Source organism: Streptomyces sp. TRM68416, from assembly GCF_014596915.1.
In the GTDB taxonomy this organism is placed as follows: Bacteria; Actinomycetota; Actinomycetes; order Streptomycetales; family Streptomycetaceae; genus Streptomyces.
Genome location: NZ_JACVWU010000042.1, coordinates 1 through 26,952, shown reverse-complemented (window position 1 = coordinate 26,952; position 26,952 = coordinate 1). Strand labels below are relative to the sequence as shown.

Here is a 26,952-nt window from a genome sequence, read left to right as displayed (position 1 = left end):
GCGGGGGAAGAACTCGTACCAGGCGCCGTACAGGGCCCGCTCGCGCTCCACCAGCAGCGGCAGCGGCTCGGAAGCGGTGACCGGCTCCCGCAGCGGATACCGCGACAGCACCGCGTCCACCTCGGGAGTCAGCGCCGCGGCCAGCCGGGCCGTGGCCGGACGGCTCTCGTCCCGCAGAGCGTCCACGGCCGCGCGGAGCACGTCCCGCGAGCCTTCGGGGGCGGAGGCCGCCGCCCGCTCGTACAGGCGTGCCCCCTCCTCCAGGACCAGGTCCGTGTCCATCCCCGCAGGGATCTTGATGTGGGCGTGGTGCCGCCAGGTGGTCACCGGGTCGCCCCAGGCCTCCACGTGGAACGTCCACCGCCCGGGAGCCGTCGGGGTGACGTCGGCGCCCCAGCGGTCGGTGCCCGGGGCCAGCTCCCGCATCGGCGTCCAGGGGCCCGGACGCCCCTCGGGGTCCCGGAGGACGACATTGGCGGCGACGGCGTCATGACCCTCGCGGAACACGGTGGCCGAGACCTCGAACGTCTCACCCACGACCGCCTTCGCGGGCCTGCGCCCGCCCAGGACGAGCGGACGGACGTCGAGGACGGGTATGCGCCCGACAGGGGGAGCGCCGCCCGCGGAGGATGGCTCCGGGGCCGGCGGTCCGGCGTCGGCCGGGCGCCGTACAGGGGGTGCTTCGGACGTGCGCGTCGGGGGTGCTGACGAATGGTGCGTGGCGGGCATGACCGCTCCTGTCCGCGTCAACGTGGGTGGGCGGATGGCTGTGGGGAGGTGGGTCCTGCAGGATGCTGCTGTGGCATGTCTGTGGGGTGTACCGGAGGAGCCTTCCCACCCTATTCGGGTGGGCAATCCGGCACTTTGTTAACTACTCACGCGTATGCAGGCGCACAAGTCCGGCCCCGCCCGTGACGGACGGGGCCGGTCGCCGTGCCGTGCACAGAGGCGTCCGCTACGAACCCGGCACCTGCAGCAGTTTGTTCGGTGAGCCGAGCCCGCGTCCGGATATCTTGCCGCTCGCCGCCTGTGCGACGAGAGCCTTGGACACCTGGGCCGGGGTGGCCTTCGGCCGGTCGGCCAGCTGGAGCGCGGCCGCGCCCGCCGCGTGCGGTGCCGCCATCGACGTACCCGAATAGGTCGCCCGGGCCGTGTCGCTCGTGTGCGACGCCGAGGTGATCGCGACGCCGGGGGCGAACAGGTCCAGGGACGAGCCGTAGTTGGAGAAGCCCGCGCGGTCGTCCTCGCGGTCGCTGGCGCCGACCGTGATCGCCTCGTGCACGCCGGCCGGCGAGTACAGACCGGCCGGGAGGCCGTCGTTGCCCGCGGCGACCGTGTAGGTGACGCCGGAGGCGATCGAGTTGCGTACGGCCGCGTTGAGCTGGGCGTTGTAGGTGCCGCCCAGGCTGACGTTGGCGACCGCGGGCTTCTTCGCGTGCCGGGTCACCCAGTCGATGCCGGCGATGACCCGGGCCGTGGTGCCCGCGCCGGCGTCGTCCAGGACGCGGACCGAGACGATCTTCGCCTTCTTCGCCACGCCGTACCGGGCGCCGGCGATCGTGCCCGCGACATGCGTGCCGTGGCCGTGGCCGTCGCCCGCCGAGCCGTCGTTCCCGACGAAGTCCCAGCCGTGGCGCGCGCGGCCGGCGAAGTCCCGGTGCGAGACGCGGACACCGGTGTCGATCACGTACACCGTCACCCCCGCGCCTGCGGACTCCGGCCAGGTGTAGCTCCTGTCCAGCGGCAGGTTGCGCTGGTCGATGCGGTCGAGTCCCCAGGACGGCGGGTTCTTCAAGGTCTTCTTCAAGGTCTTCTTCGGGGTGTCCCCCGGGGTGTCCTTCAGTGTCACCTGGGTGTCCTGTACGACGGAGGCGACGCGGGAGTCCGCCGCGAGCCGCCTCGCCTGTCTCTCGTCGGCCCGGATCGCGTAGCCGTTGAGGACCGTGCCGTAGGTGTGGCTGATTTTCGCCCCGTATTTCTCGGCGAGGCTCTTTCCGGCCGCCGACGGAGCCGTTGTTCCCCCCTTGAGAGTCACCAGGTAACTCCCCTTGACGGAGCCGGGCTGACCGGCGCCGAGTATCCGCCCCTCCGGTGCGGCGTGCGCGGGCGGGCTGATGGCCGAAAGTGCCGCGGTGCAGGTCACCGCGGTCAGGCCCCCCGCCCAGCGCAGACGCCAGGTGCGCGTCCGTGCCATGATCCGAGTTCCCCTCCTCGACTCGGCGTCCGGCAGCCGCTGTCCGCCGGGTGCACCCGGCGCGGGCCGGCACGCCATGAGCAGCCTCTCGTGACGGGTGAAGCCGCCACAAGGACGCCTACGGGGGCGGAATCGGCCATACCGCCGGAAGGGGAACACGTGAAGGTTGCGTCGGTTTTCGGACGGAGTGCGGGTTGAGGATCGGTCGGGGCCGGTGGCAGGGGCGGTGGAAACGCCAGAAAATGCGCCGTGGTTACAGAGCCCGCGCACCGATACCGTCGAGATGATGACGGGACGCACACCGCCGTGCGTCCTCTTCCGCACGCCCTCCGAGGTGGAATGTGAAGGCGATCCGTCGATTCACCGTCCGTCCCGTTCTCCCCGAACCCCTCCGGCCGCTCAGCGACCTGGCGCGCAATCTGCGCTGGTCCTGGCACGCGGAGACGCGCGACCTCTTCCAGTCCGTCGATCCCGAACGCTGGGCCTCCTCGGACGGTGACCCCGTACGGCTGCTGGGCAGCGTGGCGCCGGAACGGCTGGCCGAGCTGGCCGAGGACCGCCGCTTCCTGCGCCGGCTGACCGCTGCCGCCGACGATCTGCGGGACTACGTCACCGGCGACCGCTGGTACCAGTCCCAGTCCGCCGAACTCCCCGCCGCCATCGCCTACTTCTCACCCGAGTTCGGCATCACCGCCGCCCTGCCCCAGTACTCCGGCGGCCTCGGCATCCTCGCCGGCGACCACCTCAAGGCGGCCAGCGACCTCGGGGCGCCGCTGATCGGGGTCGGGCTGCTGTACCGGCACGGCTACTTCCGGCAGAGCCTGTCGCGGGACGGCTGGCAGCAGGAGCACTATCCGGTGCTGGACCCCAACGAACTGCCGGTCACCCTGCTCAAGGACGCCGACGGCACCCCGGCCCGCGTCTCGCTCGCCCTGCCCGGCGGCCGCTCGCTGCACGCCCGCATCTGGCTGGCCCAGGTCGGCCGGGTCCCGCTGCTGCTCCTCGACTCCGACGTGGAGGAGAACGACCTCGGCGAGCGCGGGGTGACCGACCGGCTCTACGGCGGCGGCAGCGAGCACCGGCTGCTCCAGGAGATGCTGCTGGGCATAGGAGGGGTCCGGGCGGTACGGACGTACTGCCGCCTCACCGGCCACGCCGAGCCGGAGGTCTTCCACACCAACGAGGGGCACGCGGGCTTCCTCGGCCTGGAACGGATCGCCGAACTCTGCGACCAGGGGCTGGACTTCGACTCCGGTCTCGAGGCGGTACGGGCCGGGACGGTCTTCACCACCCACACCCCCGTCCCCGCCGGCATCGACCGCTTCGACCGCGAGCTGGTGGCCCGCCACTTCGGCCCCGACGCCGAACTCCCGCGCATCGACGTCGAACGCATCCTGCGGCTGGGCATGGAGACCTACCCGGGCGGCGAACCGAACCTCTTCAACATGGCGGTGATGGGGCTGCGCCTGGGCCAGCGGGCCAACGGCGTCTCGCTGCTGCACGGCAACGTCAGCCGGGAGATGTTCTCCGGGCTGTGGCCGGGCTTCGACGCCGACGAGGTGCCCATCACCTCGGTGACGAACGGCGTGCACGCCCCTACGTGGGTGGCTCCCGAGGTGTTCCGGCTGGGCGCCCGGCAGATCGGCGCCCAGCGCACGGAGGACGCGCTGACGGTGGGCGGTTCGGACCGCTGGGACGCGGTGGCGGACATCCCCGACCAGGACATCTGGGAACTGCGCCGGGTGCTGCGCGAGCAGCTCGTGGTGGAGGTGCGCGAGCGGCTGCGGGCGTCGTGGCGGCAGCGCGGGGCGGGCAGCGCGGAACTGGGCTGGATCGACGGGGTGCTGGACCCGGACGTGCTGACCATCGGGTTCGCGCGCCGGGTGCCCTCCTACAAGCGGCTGACGCTGATGCTGCGCGACCGCGACCGGCTGATGGAGATGCTGCTGCACCCCGAACGGCCGATCCAGATCGTCGTGGCGGGGAAGTCGCACCCGGCCGACGACGGGGGCAAGCGGCTGATCCAGGAGCTGGTGCGGTTCGCGGACGACCCGAGGGTCCGCCACCGGATCGTCTTCCTGCCCGACTACGGCATGGCCATGGCGCAGAAGCTCTACCCCGGCTGCGACATCTGGCTGAACAACCCGCTGCGGCCGCTGGAGGCGTGCGGCACCTCGGGGATGAAGGCGGCGCTGAACGGCTGTCTGAACCTGTCGGTGCTGGACGGGTGGTGGGACGAATGGTTCCAGCCGGACTTCGGGTGGGCGATCCCCACGGCGGACGGGACGGGTACGGATCCCGACCACCGGGACGACATCGAGGCGGCGGCGCTGTACGACCTGCTGGAGCAGCGGGTGACCCCGCGGTTCTACGAGCGGGGGGAGGCCGGGCTGCCGGACCGGTGGATCGAGATGGTCCGCCAGACGCTGACGCTGCTCGGGCCGAAGGTGCTGGCGGGGCGCATGGTCCGCGAGTACGTCGAGCGTCTTTACGCGCCTGCCGCGCTGGCCCACCGGTCCATGGACGCGGAGTCTGCGCGGGAGCTGGCCGGGTGGAAGGCGCGGGTGCGGGCCGCTTGGCACGGGGTGACGGTCGACCATGTGGAGACGTCGGCGGCCACGATGACGCCGGAGCTGGGGACGACGCTGAGTCTGCGGGTGCGGGTGGGGCTCGGGGAGTTGGGGCCCGACGACGTGGAGGTGCAGGTGGTGGCCGGGCGGGTGGATGCGGAGGATCGCATCTCCGACGGGGAGGCGGTGCCGCTGAAGCCGTCGGGTGGTGCTGACGTGGAGGGGCGCTGGGTGTACGAGGGGCCTCTCTCCCTCGATCGGACCGGTCCCTACGGGTACACGGTCCGTATTCTGCCTGCCCACCGGCTGCTCGCGTCGAGCGCGGAACTGGGGCTTGTGACGGTCCCGTCGGAGGACGTGATGGAAGCGGCGGGGGTACTGATGAGGTGACCTCGCCCCCGTCCAGGGGGCTCCGCCCCCTGGACCCCCGTTCGGCCTGAACGGCCTCGTCCTCAAACGCCGGACGGGCTGAGTACCGTCAGCCTGCGGGCATGCGTGCCGCCTGGGGCGATGGGGGTCCCCCCGCGCGAGCGAAGCCGAGCGTGGGGGAGGGTGGGCGCAGGCGGCACCCCGTAGCGCCGGGCTGCGCGACTCACGCCCGGCCCCGGCTACTCCGGTGCGTCGCACAAGCGGCGCAAAACCGCCCCGCAGCGGCGGGCGTAGGCCTGTTGCAGGCCTCGGGTGGCGGGGCCGCCGGCGCGGGCGTACCACTTGGAGGCGCGGCTGAAGGCGTTGACGGTCAGCCAGACGGTGCCGTCGCCGGTCCGGTCGACGAGGAAGGACTCCTCGCCGCACTCCGGGTGGCCGGTCAGCGTGCCGTAGGCCCAGCCGGCCCGGCGGCGTTCCTCCACCGTCCAGACCACGCGGCAGGGCGCCTTTATGACGCCGGCCAGGGTGACCGTCACGTCGACGCCGGGCGCCGCCCGGTCCGCGCCCGCGTCGACGCCCACGCCCATCGCCCGGTGCATCTCCCAGGTGAGGACGGCCTCCGCCGCTCTGCGGAAGACTTCCTCGCCCTCTCCTATGCGCGTGCGCACGAGCAGGGGGTGGAAGCCGGGCGGGCAGAAGCCGGTCTCCCGGGTCGCGCCGACGTCGTCGTACGTGAAGGACATGGGTCACAAGAGTAGGGCGAGGCGACGCACGGGCGGGCGCCGCCCCGGGGAGTCGAACCGCCGGGGAGGCGCCCTGACTTGGGTCCCGCGGGGCCGGTCGGCCTACGGGAAGGTGAGCTTCCAGCTGTTGATGTGGCCGGTGTCGCGGGCCGCGTTGTCCTGGACCCTCAACTGCCAGGTCCCGTTGGCGACTTCGGAGGAGGCGTTCACCGTGTAGGTGGTGTTGATGTTGTCCGAGCTGCCGCCCGTGCCGTACCCCTTCAGCGTGTACGCCGTACCGTCGGGTGCGATCAGCTCCACCCGGAGGTCACCGATGTAGGTGTGCACGATGTCCACCGCGACCTGGAGGTTGGCGGGCGCGTTGCCGGTCCGGCCGGTGACGTTGATCGACGAGGTCACGGCGGCGCCGTTGTCCGGAATCGACACGTCGGTGGTGTTCTCGAAGGAGGTGCCGCCACCGCCGCCGTCGCCGGAGCGGGAGCCGACGGCGACGCCCGCCCACGCGTCCTGCACGGCCTTGTACTCGGCGCTCGTGGTGCCGTAGAGCTCACCGGCCGCCGCCAGGGTGCCGGTGCGGGCGCCCGCGTAGTTGGTGGTGGAGGTGAACTTCGTGGTCAGTGCCCGGAACCAGATCTTCTCCGCCTTGGCGCGGCCGATGCCGGTGACCGGAAGCCCGTCAGCGGTCGGCGAGTCGTAGGTGACGCCGTTGACCGTCTTGGCGCCGCTGCCCTCGCTCAGCAGGTAGAAGAAGTGGTTCGCGGGGCCCGACGAGTAGTGCACGTCGATGGACCCGATCCCCGAGTACCAGTAGTCCTTGGAGGAGCCGTCCCTGCTCGGCCGGTCCATGTAGCGCAGCGGGGTGCCGTCGCCCCGGATGTTGATCTCCTCGCCGATGAGGTAGTCACCGGGGTCGGAGGCGTTGTTCGCGAAGAACTCCACCGTCGCGCCGAAGATGTCGGAGGTCGCCTCGTTCAGGCCGCCCGACTCGCCGCTGTAGACCAGCCTGGCCGTGTTCGAGGTGAGCCCGTGCGTCATCTCGTGCGCGGCCACGTCGATCGAGGTGAGCGGGTTGGCGTTGTTCGCGCCGTCGCCGTAGGTCATGCAGAAGCAACTGTCGGACCAGAAGGCGTTGACGTAGTTGTTGCCGTAGTGCACCCGGGAGTAGGCGCCCACACCGTCACCGCGGATGCCGTTGCGACCGTGCACGTTCTTGTAGTAGTCCCAGGTCAGCGCGGCACCGTAGTGCGCGTCGGCGGCTGCGGACTCCAGGTTGGACGGGGTGCCGTTGCCCCAGACGTCGTCGGGACCGGAGAAGAGCGTGCCGGTGCCGGACGTACCGCGGTTCAGGTTGTACGTGCGGTGGTTGCCGCGCGCCCCGTCGGTGAGGTTGTACGTCGAACCGGACTGCGTGGTGGTCAGGTCGACCGTGCCGCTGTACACCGTGTGGCCGGTGCCGGTCTCGATCGCCTCCCACTCGTACAGCTTCTCGCCGGTGGTGGCGTCGGTGACGACGTGCAGCTCCTGCGGGGTGCCGTCGTGCTGGAAGCCGCCGACGACCGTCTCGTAGGCCACGGTCGGGGTGCCGTTCGCGGCCCAGATCACCTTGCGCGGGGCCTGGTTGATCTCGGGCTTCTCGGCGTCCTCGGCCTCGGCCGCCTTGAGGGCCTGCGTCCTGGCCTTGGCGGCCGGTACGGCGGCCGCGGTGGTGGCCGGTTTGATCGCGGCCCGGGTGGCCTTGCGGACGGCCGCGGTCGCGTCGGTCTTCGTGCTGACGACGACCAGGTCGCCGCCGAGGACGGGCAGACCGTCGTAGGTGCGCTCGTAACGGGTGTGGAGCGTGCCGTTGCCGTCCTTGACGACGTCACGGACGACCAGCTTCTCCTTGGCGCCGAGGCCCAGGTCCTTGGCGGTCTCCACCCGGGAGGCCTCGGCCAGGCGGATCAGCTCGGCCCGCTGGGCGGGGGACAGCTTGACCGACTCGGCGCCCGGTATGACCTTGCCCGCGGCCGACGGTGCCTTCTCCGGGGCTGCGGTGGCGGCGCCCGACTGGACGGCCGTGGCGATCAGGGCGGCCACGCCGACCAGGGCGAGCGCGGCGGCCCGGCGGTGCGTGGTGGGCCGGTGTGTGGTGGGGCGGTGCGTGGTGTGGGAGGTGCGTCTGTGGGAGGAACTGTCTCTCAACACTGACTCCTTCTGCGCGGCCGCGGATCGCGCGGCCAGGGGAGACCGTCCGGCGGGTGGGCCGGGCGGGCAGAACGGGGCGGTACGCGGAACCACGTGCGGGAGTGCGGCCGTGCACAGCACTGCTGTGACCATGTGGGGTTGCTGTGAAGCGGCCGTGGGAAGAGTGGCAGGAGATCACCGCTCCTGTCAGGGGCGCGTCAGAAAGTTGGCCGGAAATCGTCCGTTGTCCGGGAGTTCACGTCCGATAAACGGACCGTTCGGGTCAGGGCGTACGGTCCCCGTGCCACGTCCGCCACAACCGCGCGTACGCCCCGCCCGCCGCCACCAGCTCCTCGTGCGTGCCGACCTCCGCCAGCCGGCCCTCCTCCATCACGGCCACCCGGTCCGCGTCGTGCGCGGTGTGCAGCCGGTGCGCGATGGCGATGACCGTACGGCCCTCCAGTACGGCGGCCAGGGCGAGCTCGGTCCGCCGGGCCGTCGTCGGATCGAGCAGCGCGGTGGCCTCGTCCAGGATCAGGGTGTGCGGGTCCGCCAACACCACTCGGGCGAGCGCCAGTTGCTGCGCCTGGGAGCCGTCGGTGCGCCGACCGCCCTCGCCCAGCGGGCTGTCCAGGCCCTGCGGCAGCTCCCGCACCCAGTCCTCGGCGCCGACGGCCCGCAGCGCCGCCCACAACTCCTCGTCACCGGCGTCCGGTTCGGCGATCAGCAGGTTGTCGCGGACCGAGCCGAGGAAGACGTGGTGCTCCTGCGTGACCAGCACGACCTGGCGGCGCAACTGCTCGGGCCCCAACCGCACGACCGGCACCCCGCCGACCGTCACCGAACCGGCGGTGGGCGCGTCGACCCCCGCCAGCAGCCGGCTCAGGGTGGTCTTGCCGGCGCCCGACGGGCCCACCACGGCCAGCCGTTCCCCGGGGCGTACGGTCAGGTCGACGCCGTGCAGCACCTCGCCGCCACGGCCGTAGGAATAGCGCACGCCCGTGACGTCGATCCGGTCGTCCGCCGGGGCGGGTGCCTCGGCGCCGGTGGTGCGCGGGGCCCCGGCCAGGCCCTCCACGCGGGCGAACGAGGCGCCGCTGCTCTGCAGTTGCTCGACCCGCATCAGGATCTCGTCGAGCGGGCCCTCGAACTGCCGGAGATACAGCCCGGCCGCCACCACCGCGCCGAGGCTCACCGCCCCGTGCGCGTGCAGGACCCCGCCGATCAGCAGCACGCCCGCCAGCGGGAACAGGTACGAGACCTCCACCACCGGGAAGAACACCGACCGCAGGAACAGGGTGTGCAGGCGCGTGCGCCGGGACTGATCCAGCGCCTCCCGGCTTGCCGCGACCCGGTGCTCCTGGAGCCGGAACGCCTCCACCGTGCGGGCACCGGCCGCCGTCGCCGCGACGATCTCGGCGACGTCCGAGTTGGCCGCGCCCTCGGCGAGATAGGCGTCCCGGGCCCGCCGCAGATACCAGCGCAGCACGAACCAGATCGGGACCAGGCCGAACACGCCCACCGCGCCGAGCAGCGGGTCGATCACGAAGACCGCGCCGAGCAGGAACACCGCCTGCACGATGTTGATGAGCAGCTCCGGCCCGGCGTCCCGGAGCGTGGTGCCGACCATGGCCACGTCGGCGGTGCCGCGCGCGGTCAGGTCGCCGGTGCCGGCGCGCTCCACCGTGGAGGCGGGCAGGGCGAGGGCCCGGTCGACGAACTCCTCGCGCACCCGGCCGAGGGTGCGTTCGCCGAAGCGGTGACCCGCGTACCGCGCCCAGCGGGCCAGCAGGAGCTGGGCCACCGCGCAGACGAGGATGCCCAGCGCCGCGCGGTCCACGGCGGACACACCGGCACCCGCCCGTACGTCGTCGATGATCCGGCCGAGGAGATAGGGACCGGCGAGCCCGGCGGCCGCGGCCGCCGCGTTCAGGGCCAGCACGCCGAGGAAGGCACGCCCGTCGGCCCGTACGAGACGGAGCGAGGCGCGGCGCACGGCGGCCGCGTCGGCGACGGGGAGCCGGCTGCGGGTCATCGGGCGGGCTCCTCGGCGTCGCGGGCCACGAGGGACCGGTAGCCGGCGTCCTCTTCGAGGAGCTGCTGATGGGTGCCGGTGGCGGCGACCTTGCCGTCGACCAGATAGTGGACGGTGTCGGCCCGGTCCAGCATCAGGGGCGAGGTGGTGGTGATCACCGTCGTACGGCCCTTGCGGGCCTCGCGCAGGCGCTCCGCGACACGGGCCTCCGTGTGGGCGTCCAGGGCGGAGGTGGGCTCCACGGCGAGGAGCACCTCGGGGTCGGCGAGGAGGGCTCGGGCCAGGCGGATGCGCTGGCGCTGGCCGCCGGAGAGGTTGCGGGCGTTGGCGTCCAAGGGGGAGTCGAGGCCGTGGGGGAGGGCTTGGACAATGTCTTCGGCCGCGGAGGCGTGCAGCGCCTTGGAGAGTGCCTCGGTGTGTTCGGTGGCGGATGCGGGTCCGATGTGGGTGCGCGCGCCCCTTTGGGGCGCTATCACCTCGCGTAGGTCTCCTGCGAACAGGTCCGCCTCGTTGTCCGCCACCAGGATCCGTTCCCGTACCTGGGGCAGGGGGATCTCGCTGAGCGGTACTCCGCCCCACAGGGTTCTCGACGGCTCGTACCTGCCCAGGCGGTCCACTACCGTCGCCGTGTCTCCCGTGTCTCCCGTCAGCGCGGTCAGGCGGCCCGGCTGGATGCGCACGCCGGACTCAGGGTCGTAGAGGACCGACGGTTCCGCGGGAGCCTCGCTCGTCCCGGTGTCCGGTTCCGGTTCCAGGCGCAGGAGCCGTACGACGCGTCGCGCGGCCACCGCTCCGCGGCCGAGCTGGTAGCCCCAGTCGACGAAGTACGCCACCGGGCGGACCAGGACCGCGACATAGCCGTAGACCGCGACCAACTCGCCCACGGTGAGGGTGCCCTGGGCCGCCATGCGGGCCGCGAGCCAGGTGACCAGGGCGAGGTACAGGGTGGGCAGGCCGATGCCGAGGGCCTGCATCCAGGAGGTGACCGAGCCGACCCGGTAGCCCTGGCGGCGCAGCCGGGCCGAGTCGTGGCGGAACGCGTCGGCGACCAGCCCCTTGCCGCCGAGGCCGTTGAGGACGCGCAGGCCGCCCGCGAGGTCGCCGATGCGGGCCGTCAGTACGCCCTGCCGCTCCCGGTACTCGGCCTCCGTGACCTGGAGGCGACGCATCAACGGGCCGACGAGCAGGGCGATCAGGGGCATCCCGAGCAGCACCACCACGGTGAGCTGGACGGAGACGGTCAGCAGCAGTGCGCTCACCGCGAGGTAGGCGAAGACCGCGCCGACGCCGGGTCCGATCACGGTGAGCGCGGAGGCGATCTGCTGGACGTCGCCGACGCCGATCGTCACGATCTCCCCGGCCCTGACCTGCCGGGGCAGCGCCGCCCCGAGCCGCACCGTGTGCCCCACGACGACCTTGACCGTGCGGAAGTTGGCGTCCATCCGCACCCGCGTCATCGTGCGGTGCCGCATGATGCTGAGCCAGGCGTTGAACGACCCGACCGCGACCAGCAGCCCCGTCCACAGGGCGAGTGCGCCCATGTCGCCCTGCTCCAGGCCCTCGTCCACCGCCCGCGCCATCAGATACGGCGTCGCCGCGAGCAGCACCATCCACACACTGCCCAGCAGCGCCCCCGCGGCCGACCGCCCCGGCTGCCGCCGCACCAGCCACAGCAGATACCGCCAGCCGCCACGGCGGTCGGGCGTGCCCGGATCCTCGTACGCGTCGATCACTTGTGCTCCCCCTGGAAGGTGACGCCGGGCTGTGCGCGGAAGGTCACGCCAGGCTGTCCCGCCACGCGCGGTGCAAGTCGGCGAATCGCCCCGTCCCGGCGATGAGTTCGGCCGGAGTCCCGTCCTCGACGATCCGCCCGTGCTCCATGACCAGTACCCGGTCCGCGATCTCCACCGTCGACAGCCGGTGCGCGATCACCACCGCGGTACGGCCGTGCAGCACCGTCGACATCGCGCGCTGCACGGCCCGTTCGCCGGGGATGTCCAGGGAACTGGTCGCCTCGTCGAGGATCAGTACCGCCGGGTCGGCCAGCAACGCCCGTGCGAAGGCGACCAGTTGGCGCTGCCCGGCCGAGATGCGGCCGCCGCGCTTGCGGACGTCCGTGTCGTAGCCGTCGGGCAGCGCGCTGATGAACTCGTGCGCCCCGATCGCCTTCGCGGCCCGCTCGATCTCCTCCCGGGTCGCGTCCGGCCGCCCGATGGCGATGTTCTCGGCGACCGTGCCGGAGAACAGGAACGCCTCCTGCGTCACCATCACCACCCCGCGCCGCAGCTCGGGCACGGACAGCTCGCGCAGATCGACGCCGTCCAGCAGCACCCGGCCCTCGGAGGGGTCGTAGAAGCGGGCGAGCAGCTTCGCCAGCGTCGACTTTCCGGCTCCGGTCGAGCCGACCACGGCGACCGTCTGCCCGGCGGGCAGGGTGAGCTCGAAGGGCGGCAGCACCTCGCCGCCGGTGCGGTAGCCGAACCGCACGCTCTCGAAGACGACCTCGCGGCCCGGGTGCTCGCCCTCGACGGGCGGCAGTTGACGCGGCGCCGTGGGTTCCGGCACGGACGGTGTCTGCGCCAGCAGCCCCGCGATCTTCTCCAGGGACGCGTACGCCGACTGGTAGGAGTTGAGGAACATGCCCAGCCGGTCGATCGGGTCGTACAGCCGCCGCAGGTACAGCACCGCCGCCGCCAGCACACCCAGGGCCAGCGAGCCGTCCGCGACGCGGTGGGCGCCCCACAGCACGATCAGCGCCACGGCCGTGTTGGCGACGAGCCGGGAGCCGACGACGTAACGGGCCATCTCCAGCAGCGCGTCGCCGTTGCTCCGCTCGTGCCGCCGGTTCAGCACCCGGAAGTCGGCGTCGTTGACGGCCTCCCGGCGGAACGCGCGCACCGGCCGGATGCCGTTCATCGTCTCGACGAACTTCACGATCACGGCGGCGATCGCGGTGGACCGCAGCCGGTACACCCGCTTCGCGCGCCGCTGGTAGGACCGCATCAGCAGGTACAACGGCCCGAAGGACGCCACCGCCAGCGCCCCGAGCCCGAGATCGAGCCAGAGCAGCAGCGCCGAGATGTAGACGAACGACAGGATGACCGTGACGAGTTCCTGGAGGCCCTCGCTGAGCAGCTCGCGCAGCGACTCCACGTCCGTGGTGGAACGCGAGATGAGCCGTCCGGAGGTGTAGCGCTCGTGGAAGTCGATGCTGAGCGCCTGCGCGTGGCGGAAGATACGGCCGCGCAGCTCCAGCAGCACGTCCTGGTTGACGCGGGCGGAGGCGATGATGAACGCGTACTGGAACGCGCCGCCGGCCGCCGCGCACAGCAGATAGCCGAGTGCGACCGCGATCAACGGCCCGTGGTCCTCGCGCCGGAACGCCGGTACGGCCTGGTCGATGGCGTACGCCACCAGCAGCGGGCCCGCCTGGACGGCCGCCTGCTGGAGCAGCAGCAGAAGCGTGGTGAGCGCGACGCGCGCCTTCATCGGCGCCAGCAGTGAGCGCAGCAGGGCGGCGGTGGCGCCCGGGGGAGTGGGCAGGACGTCCCGGTCGAAGGGGTCGCCGGGCTCGTCCTCGGGGGTGTCCTTCGCCGGTGCCGTCGTGGTGGGTGCCGTCATCGCTGGGCCTCCTCGTCGGCTCCCGCCATCAGATGGGCGTACTCGGCGTTCGTGCGCAGCAGTTCGTGGTGGGTGCCTACGGCGGTGATCCGGCCGCCGGAGAGCAGGGCGACCCGGTCGGCGAGCAGCACGGTGGAGGGGCGGTGCGCCACGATGAGGGCGGTGGTGTCCGCGAGGACCTCCCGCAGCGCGGCCTCCACGGCGGCCTCCGTGTGGACGTCGAGCGCCGACAGCGGGTCGTCGAGCACGAGGAACCGCGGCCGTCCCACCACGGCCCTGGCCAGCGCCAGCCGCTGCCGCTGCCCGCCGGAGAGACTGAGCCCCTGCTCGCCGACCTGCGTGTCGGCGCCCTGCGGCAGGGCGTGTACGAAGTCGGCCTGCGCGACGGCGAGCGCCCGCCGCAACTCCTCCTCACCGGCCGCCTTTCCGGCCCCCATGAGCACGTTCTCGCCGACGCTCGCGGAGAAGAGCGTGGGCTCCTCGAAGGCCATCGCGACCAGGGCCCGCACCTCCGCCCGGGGCATGGCGGTCACGTCCCGCCCGTCCAGCGTGATCCGCCCCTCGGTCACCTCGTGCAGCCGTGGGACGAGCGCGGTCAGCGTCGTCTTCCCGCTCCCGGTGGCCCCGACCAGGGCCATGGACTCACCGGGCCGGATATGGAGATCGATGCGGTCGAGGACGGGAGGGGAGTCGGGAGGAGCATCGGGATAACGAAAGGAGACGCTGTGGAAACAGAGCCCTCGCTGCTGCCGCCCAGCCGCGGGTAGCTGCTGCCGCCCAGCCGCGGGCAGCGGTGCCGCCGGGGGCGGCACGGGTGGGCGCGGGCGGCACCCCGTTGGCGCCGGGCTGCGCGACCCACCCCCGGCCGACACCGACCCCGGCCCACCAGCAACCCCCGGCGCATCGGACTCCCGTACCTCGTCCAACACCTCGAAGTACCGCTCCGTCGCCGTGGCCGCCTCCTGACTCATCGCCAGCAGAAACCCGATCGACTCCACCGGCCACCGCAACGCCAGCGCCGTGGACAGAAACGCCACCAACGTCCCCGCCGACAACGCCCCGTCGGCCACCTGCACGCACCCCAGCACCAGCGCCGCCCCGACCGCGACCTCCGGCAGGGTCACGATCACCAGCCAGATGACGGCCAGCAGCCGGGCCTTGCGCAGCTCCGTCCCGCGCAGCTTCCGCGACAGCTCCCGGAACGCCAGCGCCTGGCTCCGATGCCGCCCGAACCCCTTGACGATCCGGATCCCGAGCACGCTCTCCTCGACGACCGTCGTCAGATCGCCGACCTGGTCCTGCGCCTGCCGCGCCACCTGCGCGAACCGCTTCTCGAAGACCAGGCACATGACCATCACCGGCACGGCCGGCGCGAGGATCACCAGGCCCAGCGTCCAGTCCTGGAGCAGCATGATGACCACGCCGACCAGGATCGTCACCCCGTTGACCAGCAGGAACGTCAGCGGAAAGGCGAGGAACATGCGCAGCAGCATCAGGTCCGTCGTCCCCCGGGACAGCAACTGCCCCGACGCCCACCGGTCGTGGAAGGCGACCGGCAGCCGCTGCAGATGCCGGTACAGATCCGCCCGCATCTCCGCCTCGACATGCGACAGCGGCCGCGCCACCAGCCACCGCCGCAGCCCGAACAGGGCGGCCTCGCCCAGCCCGAGCAGCAGCAGGAACAGCGCCCCGAGCCACACCCCCGCCGAGTCCCGGTCGGCGACCGGCCCGTCCACCATCCACTTCAGTACGAGCGGAATGACGAGCCCGGTGCACGAGGCCACGATCGCCACGAACGCGGCGGTGAACAGCCTCGCGCGCACCGGCCGCACGTACGGCCACAGGCGCAGCAGGGTTCTGACGGCGGAGCGTTCCTCGGTGGTTGCACGTGTCGTCGACATCAGCAGCGAGCCTACGTTTCGCCACTGACACTGCCCACCGACTTTTGGCCGGACCGGGGTCGGCCGCAGCTCCTACGACCTGGGCGTGGACGCGCTGATCACCCGCAGCAGCAGCACCGACCGGGCCGGCACCGTGATCGAGGTGCCCGCCCGCTCCACCGCCGCCGGCGCCTCCGCCTGCTCCTCCCGCGACGTGTCGACGACCACCTCGTACCCCTCCGCCCAGGGCGGCCCGGGCAGTACGAAGCCCGTCGGGCGGTCACCGGCGTGCAGGACGGCGAGGAAGCTGTCGTCGAGGATCGGCGCCCCCCGCTCGTCCCGGCCGGGGATGTCCCGCCCGGACAGGTACATCCCGAGCGTGGCGGCGGGCGCGTACCAGTCCCGTTCGGTCATCTCCGTGCCCCGCGCGGTGAACCAGGCCAGGTCCCGCAGCCCGTCCGCCGAGTGCGCCCGCCCGGAGAAGAAGGCCCGGCGGCGCAGCACGGGGTGCCGGTGCCGCAGGGCGATCAGCCGCGAGGTGAGGTCGAACAGGGCCTTCCAGCCGGGGTCCTCCAGCAGGCCCCAGTCCAGCCAGCTGATCTCGTTGTCCTGGCAGTAGGCGTTGTTGTTGCCGCGCTGGGTGCGGCCCAGCTCGTCGCCCGCGACCAGCATCGGCACGCCCGTCGACAGCAGCAGCGTGGTCAGCAGGTTCCGCAGCTGCCGCCGCCGTAGCGCCCGTACCCGCTCGTCGTCCGTCTCGCCCTCGGCACCGCAGTTCCACGACCGGTTGTCGTCCGTGCCGTCCCGGTTGTTCTCGCCGTTGGCCTCGTTGTGCTTGCCGTGGTACGACACCATGTCCCGGAGCGTGAAACCGTCGTGCGCCGTCACGAAGTTGACCGAGGCGTACGGCCGCCGCCCGCCCCACGCGTACAGGTCGCTCGACCCCGACAGCCGGTAGCCGAGGTCCCGCACGTCCGGCAGCGCGCCGCGCCAGAAGTCCCGTACGGCGTTGCGGTAGCGGTCGTTCCACTCCGCCCACAACGGCGGGAAGGCGCCCACCTGATAGCCCCCGGACCCCACGTCCCACGGCTCCGCGATCAGCTTCACCCGGCGCAGCACCGGGTCCTGGGCGATCACGGCGAGGAACGGCGAGAGCATGTCGACGTCGTGCATGGAGCGGGCCAGCGCGGCCGCCAGGTCGAAACGGAAGCCGTCCACGCCCATCTCCGTCACCCAGTACCGCAGCGAGTCGGTGATCAGGCGCAGCACGTGCGGCTGCACGACGTGCAGGGTGTTGCCGCAGCCGGTGTAGTCGGCGTACCGGCGGGCGTCGGACTGGAGGCGGTAGTAGCCGCGGTTGTCGATGCCCTTCAGGGACAGCGTGGGGCCCAGCTCGCCCGCCTCCGCCGTGTGGTTGTAGACCACGTCGAGGATGACCTCGATCCCGGCCTCGTGCAGCGCCCGCACCATGCGCTTGAACTCCCCGACCTGCTGGCCGGTGGTGCCGGAGGCCGCGTAGGCGGCGTGCGGGGCGAAGTAGCCGATGGAGTTGTAGCCCCAGTAGTTGCGCAGGCCGCGGCGGAGCAGATGGTCCTCGTGCGCGAACTGGTGCACGGGCAGCAGCTCCACCGCCGTCACCCCGAGCTTCACCAGGTGCTCGATCGCCGCCGGATGCGCGAGACCGGCGTAGGTGCCGCGCAGTTCCTCGGGGATGCCCGGGTGCAGCTTGGTGAAGCCGCGCACATGCAGCTCGTAGATCACCGAGTCCGCCCACGGCGTCTTCGGCCGCCGGTCGTCCCGCCACTCGTCGTCCGGCGCGTCGTCGTGCACCACCACGCCCTTGGGCACGAACGGCGCCGAGTCCCGGTCGTCCCGCACGGTGTCGGCGACCTGCTGCTGCGGCCAGTCCCGGACGTGCCCGTACACCTCCGGCGGCAGCCCGAAGTCGCCGTCCACCGCGCGCGCGTACGGGTCGAGCAGCAGCTTCGCCGGGTTCCAGCGGGCGCCCGTCCACGGATCCCAGCGGCCGTGCACCCGAAAGCCGTAGCGCTGGCCGGGCAGCACGCCGGGCACGAAGCCGTGCCAGATCTCGTGCGTCAGCTCGGTCAGCCGGGCCCGCGTCTCCCTGCCCCGCTCGTCGAACAGGCACAGCTCGACCGCCTCGGCCCCGCCCGCCCACAGTGCGAAGTTGGTGCCCGCCACCCCGTCCGGACCCACCCGGAACCGGGCCCCCAGGGGCGTCGGCGCACCTGGCCACACCGGCACGGCCGGAGTCCGGCGCCGCGCGCCGTTCAGTACGACACCCGTGCCCTCGGTGGCACGCTCCTGCACTGCCTCACGCTCGGCTGCGCTGCTGGACACGCTCGGCCTCCCACGGCTCGCGGAACGACGGGCAGACGGGCATGCGGAGTCCCCGGCCCCTTCTTCGGGCCGCTCGCTCCGGTGCGCTTCTGCCGCTGTCGGGAGGGCGACCGTGCTCAGCCCTTCGGGCCTCCGCGCGCCCGCCCTCCCGACAGCGGCGCGCCCCTTCGGCTCGCAGCCGTGGCTCCCTGTCGCGTCGTCCTCCCCACTGTTCTGCCCAGCGCTTGGCTCGCACTCACGTTTCCCCGGAGCGTGCCCGGTCGTTGAGCACCCCGTGAGGCATGCACAAGGGCGCGCGCGGCGCGCGAGGGCCGGGCTGGTGGCCGTACTGACATGGGCAGGGCTGCTGGCGGCGGCCGCCGGCTGCACTTCGGGGAACGGCGGCGGCATCGGTCTCGGCGGGCTCGGCAAGCCGCCCGCGCCCGAGGAGGTGATCCACGTCTCGCCGGACGACGGCAGCAAGGGCGTCCGGCAGGACGGCACACTGCGGGTACGGGTGCCCAGCGGGCGCCTGGAGTCGGTGAAGGTCGTCAAGTCCCAGGACGCGCAGGAGACCTCCGTTCCCGGGCACATCTCCGCCGACGGCCTGCGCTGGGAACCCGACGACCGCAGGCTGGCGCTGGCCGCCCGGTACACGGTCGACGCGGTCGCGCTGGACGGCCACGGCCGCCGCTCCGCCCGCCGCACCACCTTCACCACGCACGTCCCGGAGGAGCGCTTCATCGGCTACGTCTCCCCGGAGAACCGCTCCACCGTCGGCACCGGCATGATCGTCTCCCTGGAGTTCAACCGGGAGATCGAGAACCGCGCCGCCGTCGAACGCGCCGTCCACGTCACCGCGCAGCCGGCCGTCGAGATCCGGCCGCACTGGTTCGGCAAGGGCCGCCTCGACTTCCGCCCCGAGCGCTACTGGAAGCCCGGCACCCGCGTCACGGTCGCCCTCAAACTGCGTGACGTGGAGGGGGCACCCGGCGTCTACGGCCTGCAGTACAAGACGTTCTCCTTCACCGTCGGCCGCCACCAGGTCTCCACGGTCGACGCGTCCCGGCACACGATGGAGGTCCGCCGGGACGGCGAGCTGCTGGCCACCGTGCCGATCACGGCCGGTGCCCCCAAGACCACCACGTACAACGGCAAGATGGTCGTCACCGAGATGCTGGAAGTGACCCGCATGAACAGCCGCACGGTCGGCTTCGGCGGCGAGTACGACATCCCGGACGTGCCGCACGCCATGCGGCTGACCGACTCCGGCACCTTCCTGCACGGCAACTACTGGGGCGGCGACGTCTTCGGGAAGGCCAACGTCAGCCACGGCTGCGTCGGGCTCAGGGACGTCAAGGGCGGCGGCTCGGACACCCCGGCGGGCTGGTTCTTCGACCGCAGCCTCGTCGGGGACGTCGTCGAGGTGGTCCGCAGCGACGACAAGAAGGTGGCTCCCGACAACGGCCTCGGCGGATGGAACATGGGCTGGAAGGAGTGGAAGGCCGGCAGTGCGGTGAAGTAACCGGACAGAGCGACACGTTGCCGGACCTGTCCGCCGAAGTCGGCAACTGAACTCGGTACGGAACGGTGACAATCGCGGGCTCCGGCGCTGATGACCATCTGGTTAATATGCGCCGAGCGCTTGCGACACGCGCGGGGGCGGGGGCCTGAACAGGCCCGGCGAGGGGAGACGACTTGAACGTGCGACCGATATCGGGGGCGTCGGTTGGCGCACGAGCGCGAGGACGCCGGAGGCTGACGGCGGTGCTCGCCGGAGGGCTGCTGCTGGCCGTCACCGCGTGCGGCGGCGGTTCGGACACGGGGTCCGGGGGCGACGGGAAGGGCAAGCCCGGCGGCGGCTCCGGGCAGACCGAGAGCAAGCAGTCGCAGGCGGTCGTCTCCATCGCACCCAAGGACGGCGCCAAGTCCGTCGACACCAGTGGCGCCCTCAAGGTCAGCGCCACGAAGGGCAAACTGACCGAGGTCGAGGTCACGGACGGCAAGGGCAAGAAGATCGCCGGGAAGATCACCGACGGGGGCGCGAGCTGGACGCCGTCCACGCACCTGGCGGCATCGACCGCGTACACGGTGCACGCGGTGGCGAAGGACTCCGAAGGCCGGGAGACGGAGGAGGAGTCCACCTTCACCACCCTCACCCCGCAGAACACCTTCACCGGCACCTTCACGCCCGAGGACGGCTCGAAGGTCGGCGTCGGCATGCCGTTCTCCATCCGCTTCGACCGGGGCATCACCAACCCGGACGACGTCGAGAAGGCCATCGACATCAAGACCGAGCCGGCCGTCGACGTCGAGGGCCACTGGTTCGGCAACGACCGCCTCGACTTCCGCCCCGAGAAGTACTGGAAGGCGGGCACCAAGGTCACCGTCGACCTCAACCTCGACGGCGTCGAGGGCCGCGACGGCGTCTACGGCGAGCAGGCCAAGACCGTCTCCTTCACCATCGGCCGCAACCAGGTCTCCGTCGTCGACGTGAAGACCAAGCACATGAAGGTCATGCGGGAGGGCAAGGTCGTCAAGACCATCCCGGTCACCACCGGCAAGCCGGGGTACGACACCTGGAACGGCCAGATGGTCATCACCGAGAAGTTCGTCCAGACCCGGATGAACGGCGACACGGTCGGCTACACCGGCGAGTACGACATCGAGGACGTCCCGCACGCCATGCGCCTGACCCAGTCCGGCACCTTCATCCACGGCAACTACTGGGGCGGCGACGCCTTCGGCAACTACAACGCCAGCCACGGCTGCGTCGGCCTGCGCGACGTCAAGGGCGCCTGGGACAAAGGCGCTCCGGCCGCCTGGTTCTACAACCAGTCCATGATCGGCGACGTGGTGATCGTGAAGAACTCCAACGACGCGACGGTCGCCCCCGACAACGGCCTCAACGGCTGGAACATGTCGTGGGAGAAGTGGAAGGCGTAAGACACGGATGACGTACGGCGGCCCCGGGCGACCGGGGCCGTTGTCGTACGCACCCGAATGTGAGGCACCGCGCCCCCGGCCGAATGTGAGGCACCGCACCCGCCCTCCCCCCGTTAGTCCCCGTTAACCTGCACGCATGACCGTGAATCTCGAAGTGGCCGAAGGTGTCGGTACCCTCCGCCTGGACCGCCCCCCGATGAACGCGCTGGACGTCGCCACGCAGGACCGTCTGAAGGAGCTCGCCGAGGAGGCGACCCGCCGCGAGGACGTGCGTGCCGTGGTGATCTACGGCGGCGAGAAGGTGTTCGCGGCGGGCGCGGACATCAAGGAGATGCAGGCCATGGACCACACGGCGATGGTCCTGCGCGCCCGAGCCCTCCAGGACTCCTTCACCGCCGTGGCCCGCATCCCCAAGCCCGTCGTCGCCGCGGTGACCGGCTACGCCCTCGGCGGCGGCTGCGAGCTGGCACTGTGCGCGGACTTCCGCATCGCCGCGGAGAACGCCAAGCTGGGCCAGCCGGAGATCCTGCTCGGTCTGATCCCGGGCGCGGGCGGCACCCAGCGCCTGTCCCGTCTGGTCGGCCCCTCGAAGGCCAAGGACCTCATCTTCACGGGCCGGATGGTCAAGGCGGACGAGGCGCTGACCCTGGGCCTGGTGGACCGGGTGGTCCCGGCCGAGGAGGTGTACGCGCAGGCGCACGCGTGGGCCGCGAAGCTCGCGCAGGGCCCGGCGATCGCGCTGCGCGCGGCGAAGGAGTCGATCGACACCGGGCTGGAGACGGACATCGAGACCGGCCTCGCGGTGGAACGGAACTGGTTCGCGGGCCTGTTCGCCACGGCGGACCGGGAGACGGGGATGAGGAGCTTCGTGGAGGAGGGTCCGGGGAAGGCGAAATTCCTCTAGAAGACCCCGCGTGGCCCTTGCAATTGACGCGATGTCTGATCCGGGTCCCTCGAAGGGGCGGTTTATGGCAGCCTTAACTCAGCCTTAAGCCTGTCTTGCCGAGGGAGCCGGTCGATTGCCTCCGATCGAGCCATTGCCGCAGCTCAGACGGGCTGCAACCACCTCCGAACTGCCGCTGGCATATGCCGATCAGCCGCTGCGGAATGATGGATTCCGGGGGGCGTATTCCGCCGGAACGGCCCCGGAAGGCGCCCTGGGCGGCCATGATGGGGGCATGGCGGGGCTGGAGGGCATCGAACAGCCGCGGGGACACGGCCGTGCGACGGCGGCGCGCTGGTCGCCGGCGGTCGAGGACGAACACGCAGTGAAGGCGCTGGAGTTGTTCGGCAACCCGACGGAGGCCGAGGTTCCCCTCCCCTCCCGCCCCGAGTCCGCGGCGACGGCCCGCCGACTGGCCCAGGTCGTCGTCCTGCGCCAGTGGGGTCTCACCCCCAAGATGACCGAGGACGCCGTCTTACTGGTCTCCGAACTGGTCGGCAATGCCGTGCGCCACACCGGCGCCCGCGTCTTCGGCCTCCGCATGCGCCGCCGCCGAGGCTGGATCCGCATCGAGGTCCGCGACCCCTCCCGAGGCCTCCCCTGTCTCATGCCGGTCCAGGACATGGACATCAGCGGCCGAGGCCTGTTCCTCGTCGACAAACTCGCCGACAGATGGGGAGTGGACCTCCTCCCCCGAGGCAAGACAACCTGGTTCGAAATGAGAGTCGCAGACCGCTGACACCTCCGCCCGACAGGTGGAAACGCAGGCCGATACATCCAGCCCGTCCGGCGTTTGAGGACGAGGCCGTTCAGGCCGAACGGGGGTCCAGGGGGCGGAGCCCCTGGTGATGGGACGGGTAGGGGCGGCGGGGGCGGAGAAACACAGAGCCGCACCCAAGCGACCCGCACAAGCCACCAACCGGCCCAATCACCCCATTTCCCCCACGCCACCCCTTAAATAGGGCGCGTGCCCCCGACCGACCGCCGGACGCTGCTGCAAGCCACCGCCGGCCTCGTCACCGCAACCACCCTGACCCCCGCCTGCTCCACCCCCACCACCCAAGCCCACCGAGCCCCGCCACCAAGCCCCCACCCCACCCCCACCCCCACCCCCACGCCCCACCGCCTCCCCACCCACCCCGCCCAACTCACCCACGGCCCCCGCACCATCCCCCACGTCGCCCTCACCTTCCACGGCAACGGCAACCCGACCACCGCTCACGCCCTCCTCAACCAGGCCGAACGACACGGCACCCGCATCACCGTGCTGGCCGTAGGCACCTGGTTGGACGAGAACCCCACCCTCGCCCGCCGCATCCTCGACGCAGGCCACGACCTCGGCAACCACACCCACCACCACCTCGACATCAACACGATGCAAGAGGCGGCGGCCTACGCCGAGATCACCGCCTGCGCCCACCGCCTCCACCGCCTCACCGGCTCCATCGGCACCTGGTTCCGCCCCTCCCGCGCCGCCCGAGCCACCCCCCTCGTCGAACGCCTGGCCCGCAGGGCCGGCTACCCCCACGTCCTCTCCTACGACGTCGACTCCCTCGACGCCACCTCGCCCGGCCCCGCCGCGGTCACCCGCGCCATCACCGCCGGCATCCGCCCCGGATCGATCGTGAGCCTGCACTTCGGCTACGCGGACACGGTCGCCGCCTTCCCCGCCGTACTCGAAGAACTGGACCGCCGCGGCCTGACCGCCGTCACCACCACGGAGTTGTTCAGCTGATGCACCGCACCCCGACGCGCCGACCCCTCGTGAAGACCACCCGCGTGAAGACCACCCGCGTGAAGACCACCCTCGTCACCACCGCGACCCTCGCCGTCCTCACGGCCCTCGCCGCCTGCGGCACCGAAACCCCAGACGGAACCACCACCGACACCACGGCCACCGCCACCACCGACACCCAGGCCGCCGCCGTCCCCGCCCCACCGAAGAAGAAGCCGATCCAAGGCCTGCCCGGCATGCCCCCCGTCCTCGACCCGAAGGACGTCTACGCCGCCGACCGCCCGAACAAACTCTCCCCGGTCGTCAAGGACTTCCCCTCCCGCGTCTACGTCCCCAACACCGAGTCGGACACCGTCTCCGTCATCGACCCGAAGACGTACGAGATCATCGAGACGATCCCCGTAGGCCGCCAGCCCCAACACGTCGTCCCGTCCTGGGACATGAAGACCCTCTGGGTCAACAACAACCGCGGCCACACCCTCACCCCCATCAACCCCAAGACGGGGAAGGCGGGCAAGCCGGTCGAGGTCCACGACCCGTACAACCTCTACTTCACGCCCAACGGCAAGTACGCCGTCGTCATGGCCTCCCTCGACCGCGAACTCGTCTTCCGCGACCCGCACACCATGGACCGGAAGAAGACCGTCCCCGTCACCTGCTACGGCGTCAACCACGCCGACTTCTCCCTGGACGGCCGGTACTTCATCGTCTCCTGCGAGTTCAGCGGCGAACTCCTCAAGGTCGACACCGAGAAGATGAAGGTCGTCGGCCAGCAGAAGCTCCCCTTCGACGGCGCCATGCCGCAGGACGTGAAGATCTCCCCGGACGGCAAGAAGTTCTACATCGCCGACATGATGGCCAACGGCATGTGGGTCCTGGACGGTGACACGTTCGACGAGCCGAAGCTCCTGCCCACCGGCAAGGGCTGCCACGGCCTCTACGTCAGCCGCGACTCCCGCGAGATGTACGTCTCCAACCGTGGCGAAGGGTCCGTCTCCGTCTTCGACTTCACCCAGGACAAGCTGACCAAGAAGTGGCACCTGCCCGACGGCGGCAGCCCCGACATGGGCGGCGTCTCCGCGGACGGCAAGGTCCTGTGGCTGTCGGGCCGTTACGACGCCGAGGTGTACGCCATCGACACCCGCACCGGCACCCAGCTCGCCCGCATCCCCGTGGGCAGCGGCCCGCACGGCCTCGCGGTGTACCCGCAGCCGGGCCGCTACTCGCTGGGCCACACGGGCATCTTCCGCTGACCTGACCCCCGTACACGACCTGACGGACCCCTACCGCGCGAAGAGCAACGCCTCCGAGCCCACCGGCCGGTACCCCGCCGCCTGGAACGCCCGCATACTGCGGGCGTTCCCCGCCGAGACCTGCGCCCACAGCGGCTCCGCGACGAGCTGCCGGGCGGCCGTCACCAGCGCCCGGCCCAGCCCCCGGTGCCGTACCCCCTCGTCCACTTCCACCGCGACCTCCTGCCGCCCGGCCACCCCGCGCCCCACGACGAGCACCCCGCCGTCCGCCGCCCACACCCGCACGTCGTCGCGCCGCCTGCGGGAGGACACCACACGCGGGTGCCCGGGATCGGCGATCTCCGTCAGTGGAAGGCCCGGCCGCCCGGACAGGGGGTCCGCGACCATCAGCACGTCGATCGTGTCGGTCGTACGCCCCGTCCGGTCGAGAAGAGCCCCCAGGAACCGCGGGTTCATGGTCGCAGCCAGCGCGTCGCACTCCGTCGCCCGCAGCGTCTCGTACACCCAGTCCGGATCCTCGTCCGTGAAGACGACGGAGTGCGCGGTGAAGGCGAGGACGCCCGCGTCACGCGGCGCGTGCTGGGCAACGACCGTCGTGCCGCCGTCGGCCGGCGGGAACACGCCCCGCGCCGCCGCGTCGAGAATGTCCCGCAAGGTCTCCACTCGCACTCCTTGAGTCTCCGTCCACCGCAGGCCCCAGGCTCCCAGACGTGATCGACGACTGCACGGGCGGTTAATCTGACCTTCGCAATCAAGCCAGTACGCATCAGGCAAGGCGCGCAACGAAGGGGCGGATCGGTGGCGGACATCGAGGAAGCACGCAAGCAGTTCGAGCGGATCGACACGGACGGTGACGGCTTCATCACCGCGGCCGAGTTCAAGACCGCCCTCGCCCAGGGCGGCGACTGGAACGTCACCGAGGCGGTCGCCGAGGCGGTCATCGCCAGCCGCGACCTCAACGGCGACAAGATGCTGTCGTTCGACGAGTTCTGGGCCCACCTGAACAAGTGACGCGCGGAGAAGGGGCGTCGGTCCGCGAGGACGGGCGCCCCTTCGTCATGCCCGAGGCGTAGTCGGCGCGTTCCACCGGATCCGGTGCCGTCTCGGGCCGGGTGCCGTCCTCCTCCGGCAGCACCTCCTCCAACGGCACGTCCAGGCCGCCGGCCACCCCGTGCCCGGCGCCGCTCCACAGCCTTCCTCGACGCCGGTCTCGCCGACGGCGGCTTCCGTCCGGTCGTCGCCGAGGTCTTCGACGGCCTCGACAGCATCCGGGACGCCCACCGCTTGACGGAGTCCGACCGCCGCACGGGCAGGATCGTCGTACGGCTCTGGCGCCGCTCACCCGATTGCCGCCGCCCGGAATAGCCCGCCGACCGCCGCGGTTGACGCACACCAGCGAACCCATGCACATGCATTCAACCCGGAAGGCTCTGTCATGAAGATCGGCATCATCGGCGCGGGCAACATCGGCGGCAACCTCACCCGGCGGCTGACCGCCCTCGGCCACGAGGTCTCCGTCGCCAACTCGCGCGGACCGCAGACGCTCGCGGAGCTGGCGGCGGAGACCGGCGCGACACCGGTCCCGGTGACGGAGGCCGCACGCGGCGCCGAGATCGTCGTCATCACCATCCCGCTCAAGGCCGTACCGGACCTCCCCTCCGGCCTCCTGGACGGCGCGGCGGACGGCGTCGCCGTCATCGACACCGGCAACTACTACCCGCGGCAGCGGGACGGCAAGATCGCCGCGATCGAGGACGAGGGCCTGACCGAGAGCCGCTGGACCGCACGCCAGATCGGCCACACCGTCGTCAAGGCCTTCAACGGCACCTACGCCCAGGACATCCTGGACCGTCACCGCCCCGCCGGTGCCCCCGACCGCATGGCCCTGCCGGTGGCCGGCGACGACGAGGCCGCCAAGGCGAAGGTCCGCGCCCTGATCGACGAACTCGGCTACGACACGGTCGACGCCGGCGGCCTGGACGACTCCTGGCGCCAGCAGCCCGACACCCCCGTCTACGGCCTGCGCGCCGGAGTCGAGGAGGTCACCAAGGCCCTGGCGGAGGCCTCCCCGGACCGCAAGCCGGAATTCAGGGCCTGACGCTCAGCACTCGATGATGTTCACCGCGAGCCCGCCCCGCGCCGTCTCCTTGTACTTCACGC

The 26,952-nt window shown here is 71.7% G+C and carries 19 protein-coding genes; 9 read left to right on the top strand and 10 right to left on the bottom strand.

Annotated elements, in window-relative coordinates:
* Positions 1 to 729: maltotransferase domain-containing protein (locus ICC28_RS39205; RefSeq protein ID WP_188293651.1), on the bottom strand; the 729-nt coding region annotated here is incomplete at its 3' end.
* 226 nt (positions 730 to 955) lie between these two features.
* Positions 956 to 2,194, bottom strand: coding sequence for a S8 family peptidase (locus ICC28_RS39200; protein ID WP_188293650.1), 1,239 nt, complete (start codon positions 2,192 to 2,194; stop codon positions 956 to 958).
* A gap of 341 nt (positions 2,195 to 2,535) precedes the next feature.
* Between ICC28_RS39200 and ICC28_RS39195 the strand changes: the two genes are divergently transcribed.
* Positions 2,536 to 5,154 (top strand): glycosyltransferase family 1 protein, encoded by a 2,619-nt coding sequence (locus ICC28_RS39195; RefSeq protein WP_188293649.1) that lies wholly within the window; start codon positions 2,536 to 2,538, stop codon positions 5,152 to 5,154.
* 218 nt (positions 5,155 to 5,372) lie between these two features.
* Here ICC28_RS39195 and ICC28_RS39190 read toward each other — a convergent pair whose 3' ends face one another.
* From ICC28_RS39190 to glgX, 7 genes are all read right to left on the bottom strand, one after another.
* Complete coding sequence (locus ICC28_RS39190) at positions 5,373 to 5,876, bottom strand: DUF1990 family protein (protein WP_188293648.1); 504 nt, start codon at positions 5,874 to 5,876, stop codon at positions 5,373 to 5,375.
* Between the two features lie 102 nt (positions 5,877 to 5,978).
* Positions 5,979 to 8,057: a M4 family metallopeptidase gene (locus tag ICC28_RS39185; RefSeq protein WP_188293647.1), complete on the bottom strand. Its 2,079-nt coding sequence runs from the start codon at positions 8,055 to 8,057 to the stop codon at positions 5,979 to 5,981.
* A 265-nt stretch (positions 8,058 to 8,322) separates the two neighbouring features.
* Positions 8,323 to 10,074, bottom strand: a complete 1,752-nt coding sequence (locus ICC28_RS39180; protein WP_188293646.1) for an ABC transporter ATP-binding protein — start codon at positions 10,072 to 10,074, stop codon at positions 8,323 to 8,325.
* Complete coding sequence (locus ICC28_RS39175) at positions 10,071 to 11,807, bottom strand: ABC transporter ATP-binding protein (RefSeq protein WP_188293645.1); 1,737 nt, start codon at positions 11,805 to 11,807, stop codon at positions 10,071 to 10,073. Before ICC28_RS39175 ends, ICC28_RS39180 begins: the two co-directional genes overlap by 4 nt.
* A 43-nt stretch (positions 11,808 to 11,850) precedes the next feature.
* On the bottom strand, positions 11,851 to 13,695 hold the full coding sequence (locus ICC28_RS39170) for an ABC transporter ATP-binding protein (RefSeq protein ID WP_188293644.1): 1,845 nt from the start codon (positions 13,693 to 13,695) through the stop codon (positions 11,851 to 11,853).
* Positions 13,692 to 15,596, bottom strand: a complete 1,905-nt coding sequence (locus tag ICC28_RS39165) for an ABC transporter ATP-binding protein (protein ID WP_188293643.1) — start codon at positions 15,594 to 15,596, stop codon at positions 13,692 to 13,694. Before ICC28_RS39165 ends, ICC28_RS39170 begins: the two co-directional genes overlap by 4 nt.
* A gap of 72 nt (positions 15,597 to 15,668) precedes the next feature.
* Positions 15,669 to 17,936: a glycogen debranching protein GlgX gene (gene glgX / locus ICC28_RS39160; RefSeq protein ID WP_188293642.1), complete on the bottom strand. Its 2,268-nt coding sequence runs from the start codon at positions 17,934 to 17,936 to the stop codon at positions 15,669 to 15,671.
* A 274-nt stretch (positions 17,937 to 18,210) separates the two neighbouring features.
* On the opposite strand from glgX, the gene ICC28_RS39155 reads away from it, so the two are divergent.
* The 6 genes from ICC28_RS39155 to ICC28_RS39130 all read left to right on the top strand — a co-directional run bounded on the left by ICC28_RS39155 (position 18,211) and on the right by ICC28_RS39130 (position 24,792).
* The gene (locus ICC28_RS39155) at positions 18,211 to 19,440 is read left to right on the top strand and encodes an Ig-like domain-containing protein (protein ID WP_188293641.1); all 1,230 of its coding nucleotides are present in this window, start codon (positions 18,211 to 18,213) and stop codon (positions 19,438 to 19,440) included.
* Positions 19,441 to 19,613: 173 nt separating this feature from the next.
* Complete coding sequence (locus ICC28_RS39150; RefSeq protein WP_188293640.1) at positions 19,614 to 20,861, top strand: Ig-like domain-containing protein; 1,248 nt, start codon at positions 19,614 to 19,616, stop codon at positions 20,859 to 20,861.
* Between the two features lie 136 nt (positions 20,862 to 20,997).
* Positions 20,998 to 21,765, top strand: a complete 768-nt coding sequence (locus tag ICC28_RS39145) for an enoyl-CoA hydratase/isomerase family protein (protein ID WP_188293639.1) — start codon at positions 20,998 to 21,000, stop codon at positions 21,763 to 21,765.
* Between the two features lie 274 nt (positions 21,766 to 22,039).
* A complete protein-coding gene (locus tag ICC28_RS39140) occupies positions 22,040 to 22,543 on the top strand; it encodes an ATP-binding protein (RefSeq protein ID WP_188293638.1) in 504 nt (167 codons plus the stop codon).
* Between the two features lie 219 nt (positions 22,544 to 22,762).
* On the top strand, positions 22,763 to 23,539 hold the full coding sequence (locus ICC28_RS39135) for a polysaccharide deacetylase family protein (protein ID WP_188293653.1): 777 nt from the start codon (positions 22,763 to 22,765) through the stop codon (positions 23,537 to 23,539).
* Complete coding sequence (locus ICC28_RS39130; RefSeq protein ID WP_223190726.1) at positions 23,539 to 24,792, top strand: YncE family protein; 1,254 nt, start codon at positions 23,539 to 23,541, stop codon at positions 24,790 to 24,792. Before ICC28_RS39135 ends, ICC28_RS39130 begins: the two co-directional genes overlap by 1 nt.
* A gap of 30 nt (positions 24,793 to 24,822) precedes the next feature.
* Here the strand turns inward: ICC28_RS39130 and ICC28_RS39125 are convergent, their stop codons facing one another.
* Complete coding sequence (locus ICC28_RS39125; protein WP_188293637.1) at positions 24,823 to 25,455, bottom strand: GNAT family N-acetyltransferase; 633 nt, start codon at positions 25,453 to 25,455, stop codon at positions 24,823 to 24,825.
* Between the two features lie 135 nt (positions 25,456 to 25,590).
* On the opposite strand from ICC28_RS39125, the gene ICC28_RS39120 reads away from it, so the two are divergent.
* Together ICC28_RS39120 and ICC28_RS39110 are read left to right on the top strand one after the other, a co-directional pair.
* On the top strand, positions 25,591 to 25,803 hold the full coding sequence (locus ICC28_RS39120; RefSeq protein WP_188293636.1) for an EF-hand domain-containing protein: 213 nt from the start codon (positions 25,591 to 25,593) through the stop codon (positions 25,801 to 25,803).
* Positions 25,804 to 26,137: 334 nt separating this feature from the next.
* Complete coding sequence (locus ICC28_RS39110; protein ID WP_282704125.1) at positions 26,138 to 26,890, top strand: NADPH-dependent F420 reductase; 753 nt, start codon at positions 26,138 to 26,140, stop codon at positions 26,888 to 26,890.
* Positions 26,891 to 26,952 lie beyond the last annotated feature (62 nt).

Excerpts from the sequence above, each read along its gene's own strand:
- ICC28_RS39200 (WP_188293650.1), bottom strand. The coding sequence starts at position 2,194 with ATGGCACGGACGCGCACCTGGCGTCTGCGCTGGGCGGGGGGCCTGACC.
- ICC28_RS39190 (WP_188293648.1), bottom strand. The coding sequence starts at position 5,876 with ATGTCCTTCACGTACGACGACGTCGGCGCGACCCGGGAGACCGGCTTC.
- ICC28_RS39180 (WP_188293646.1), bottom strand. The coding sequence starts at position 10,074 with ATGACCCGCAGCCGGCTCCCCGTCGCCGACGCGGCCGCCGTGCGCCGC.
- ICC28_RS39170 (WP_188293644.1), bottom strand. The coding sequence starts at position 13,695 with ATGACGGCACCCACCACGACGGCACCGGCGAAGGACACCCCCGAGGAC.
- ICC28_RS39165 (WP_188293643.1), bottom strand. The coding sequence starts at position 15,596 with ATGTCGACGACACGTGCAACCACCGAGGAACGCTCCGCCGTCAGAACC.
- ICC28_RS39145 (WP_188293639.1), top strand. The coding sequence starts at position 20,998 with ATGACCGTGAATCTCGAAGTGGCCGAAGGTGTCGGTACCCTCCGCCTG.
- ICC28_RS39140 (WP_188293638.1), top strand. The coding sequence starts at position 22,040 with ATGGCGGGGCTGGAGGGCATCGAACAGCCGCGGGGACACGGCCGTGCG.
- ICC28_RS39130 (WP_223190726.1), top strand. The coding sequence starts at position 23,539 with ATGCACCGCACCCCGACGCGCCGACCCCTCGTGAAGACCACCCGCGTG.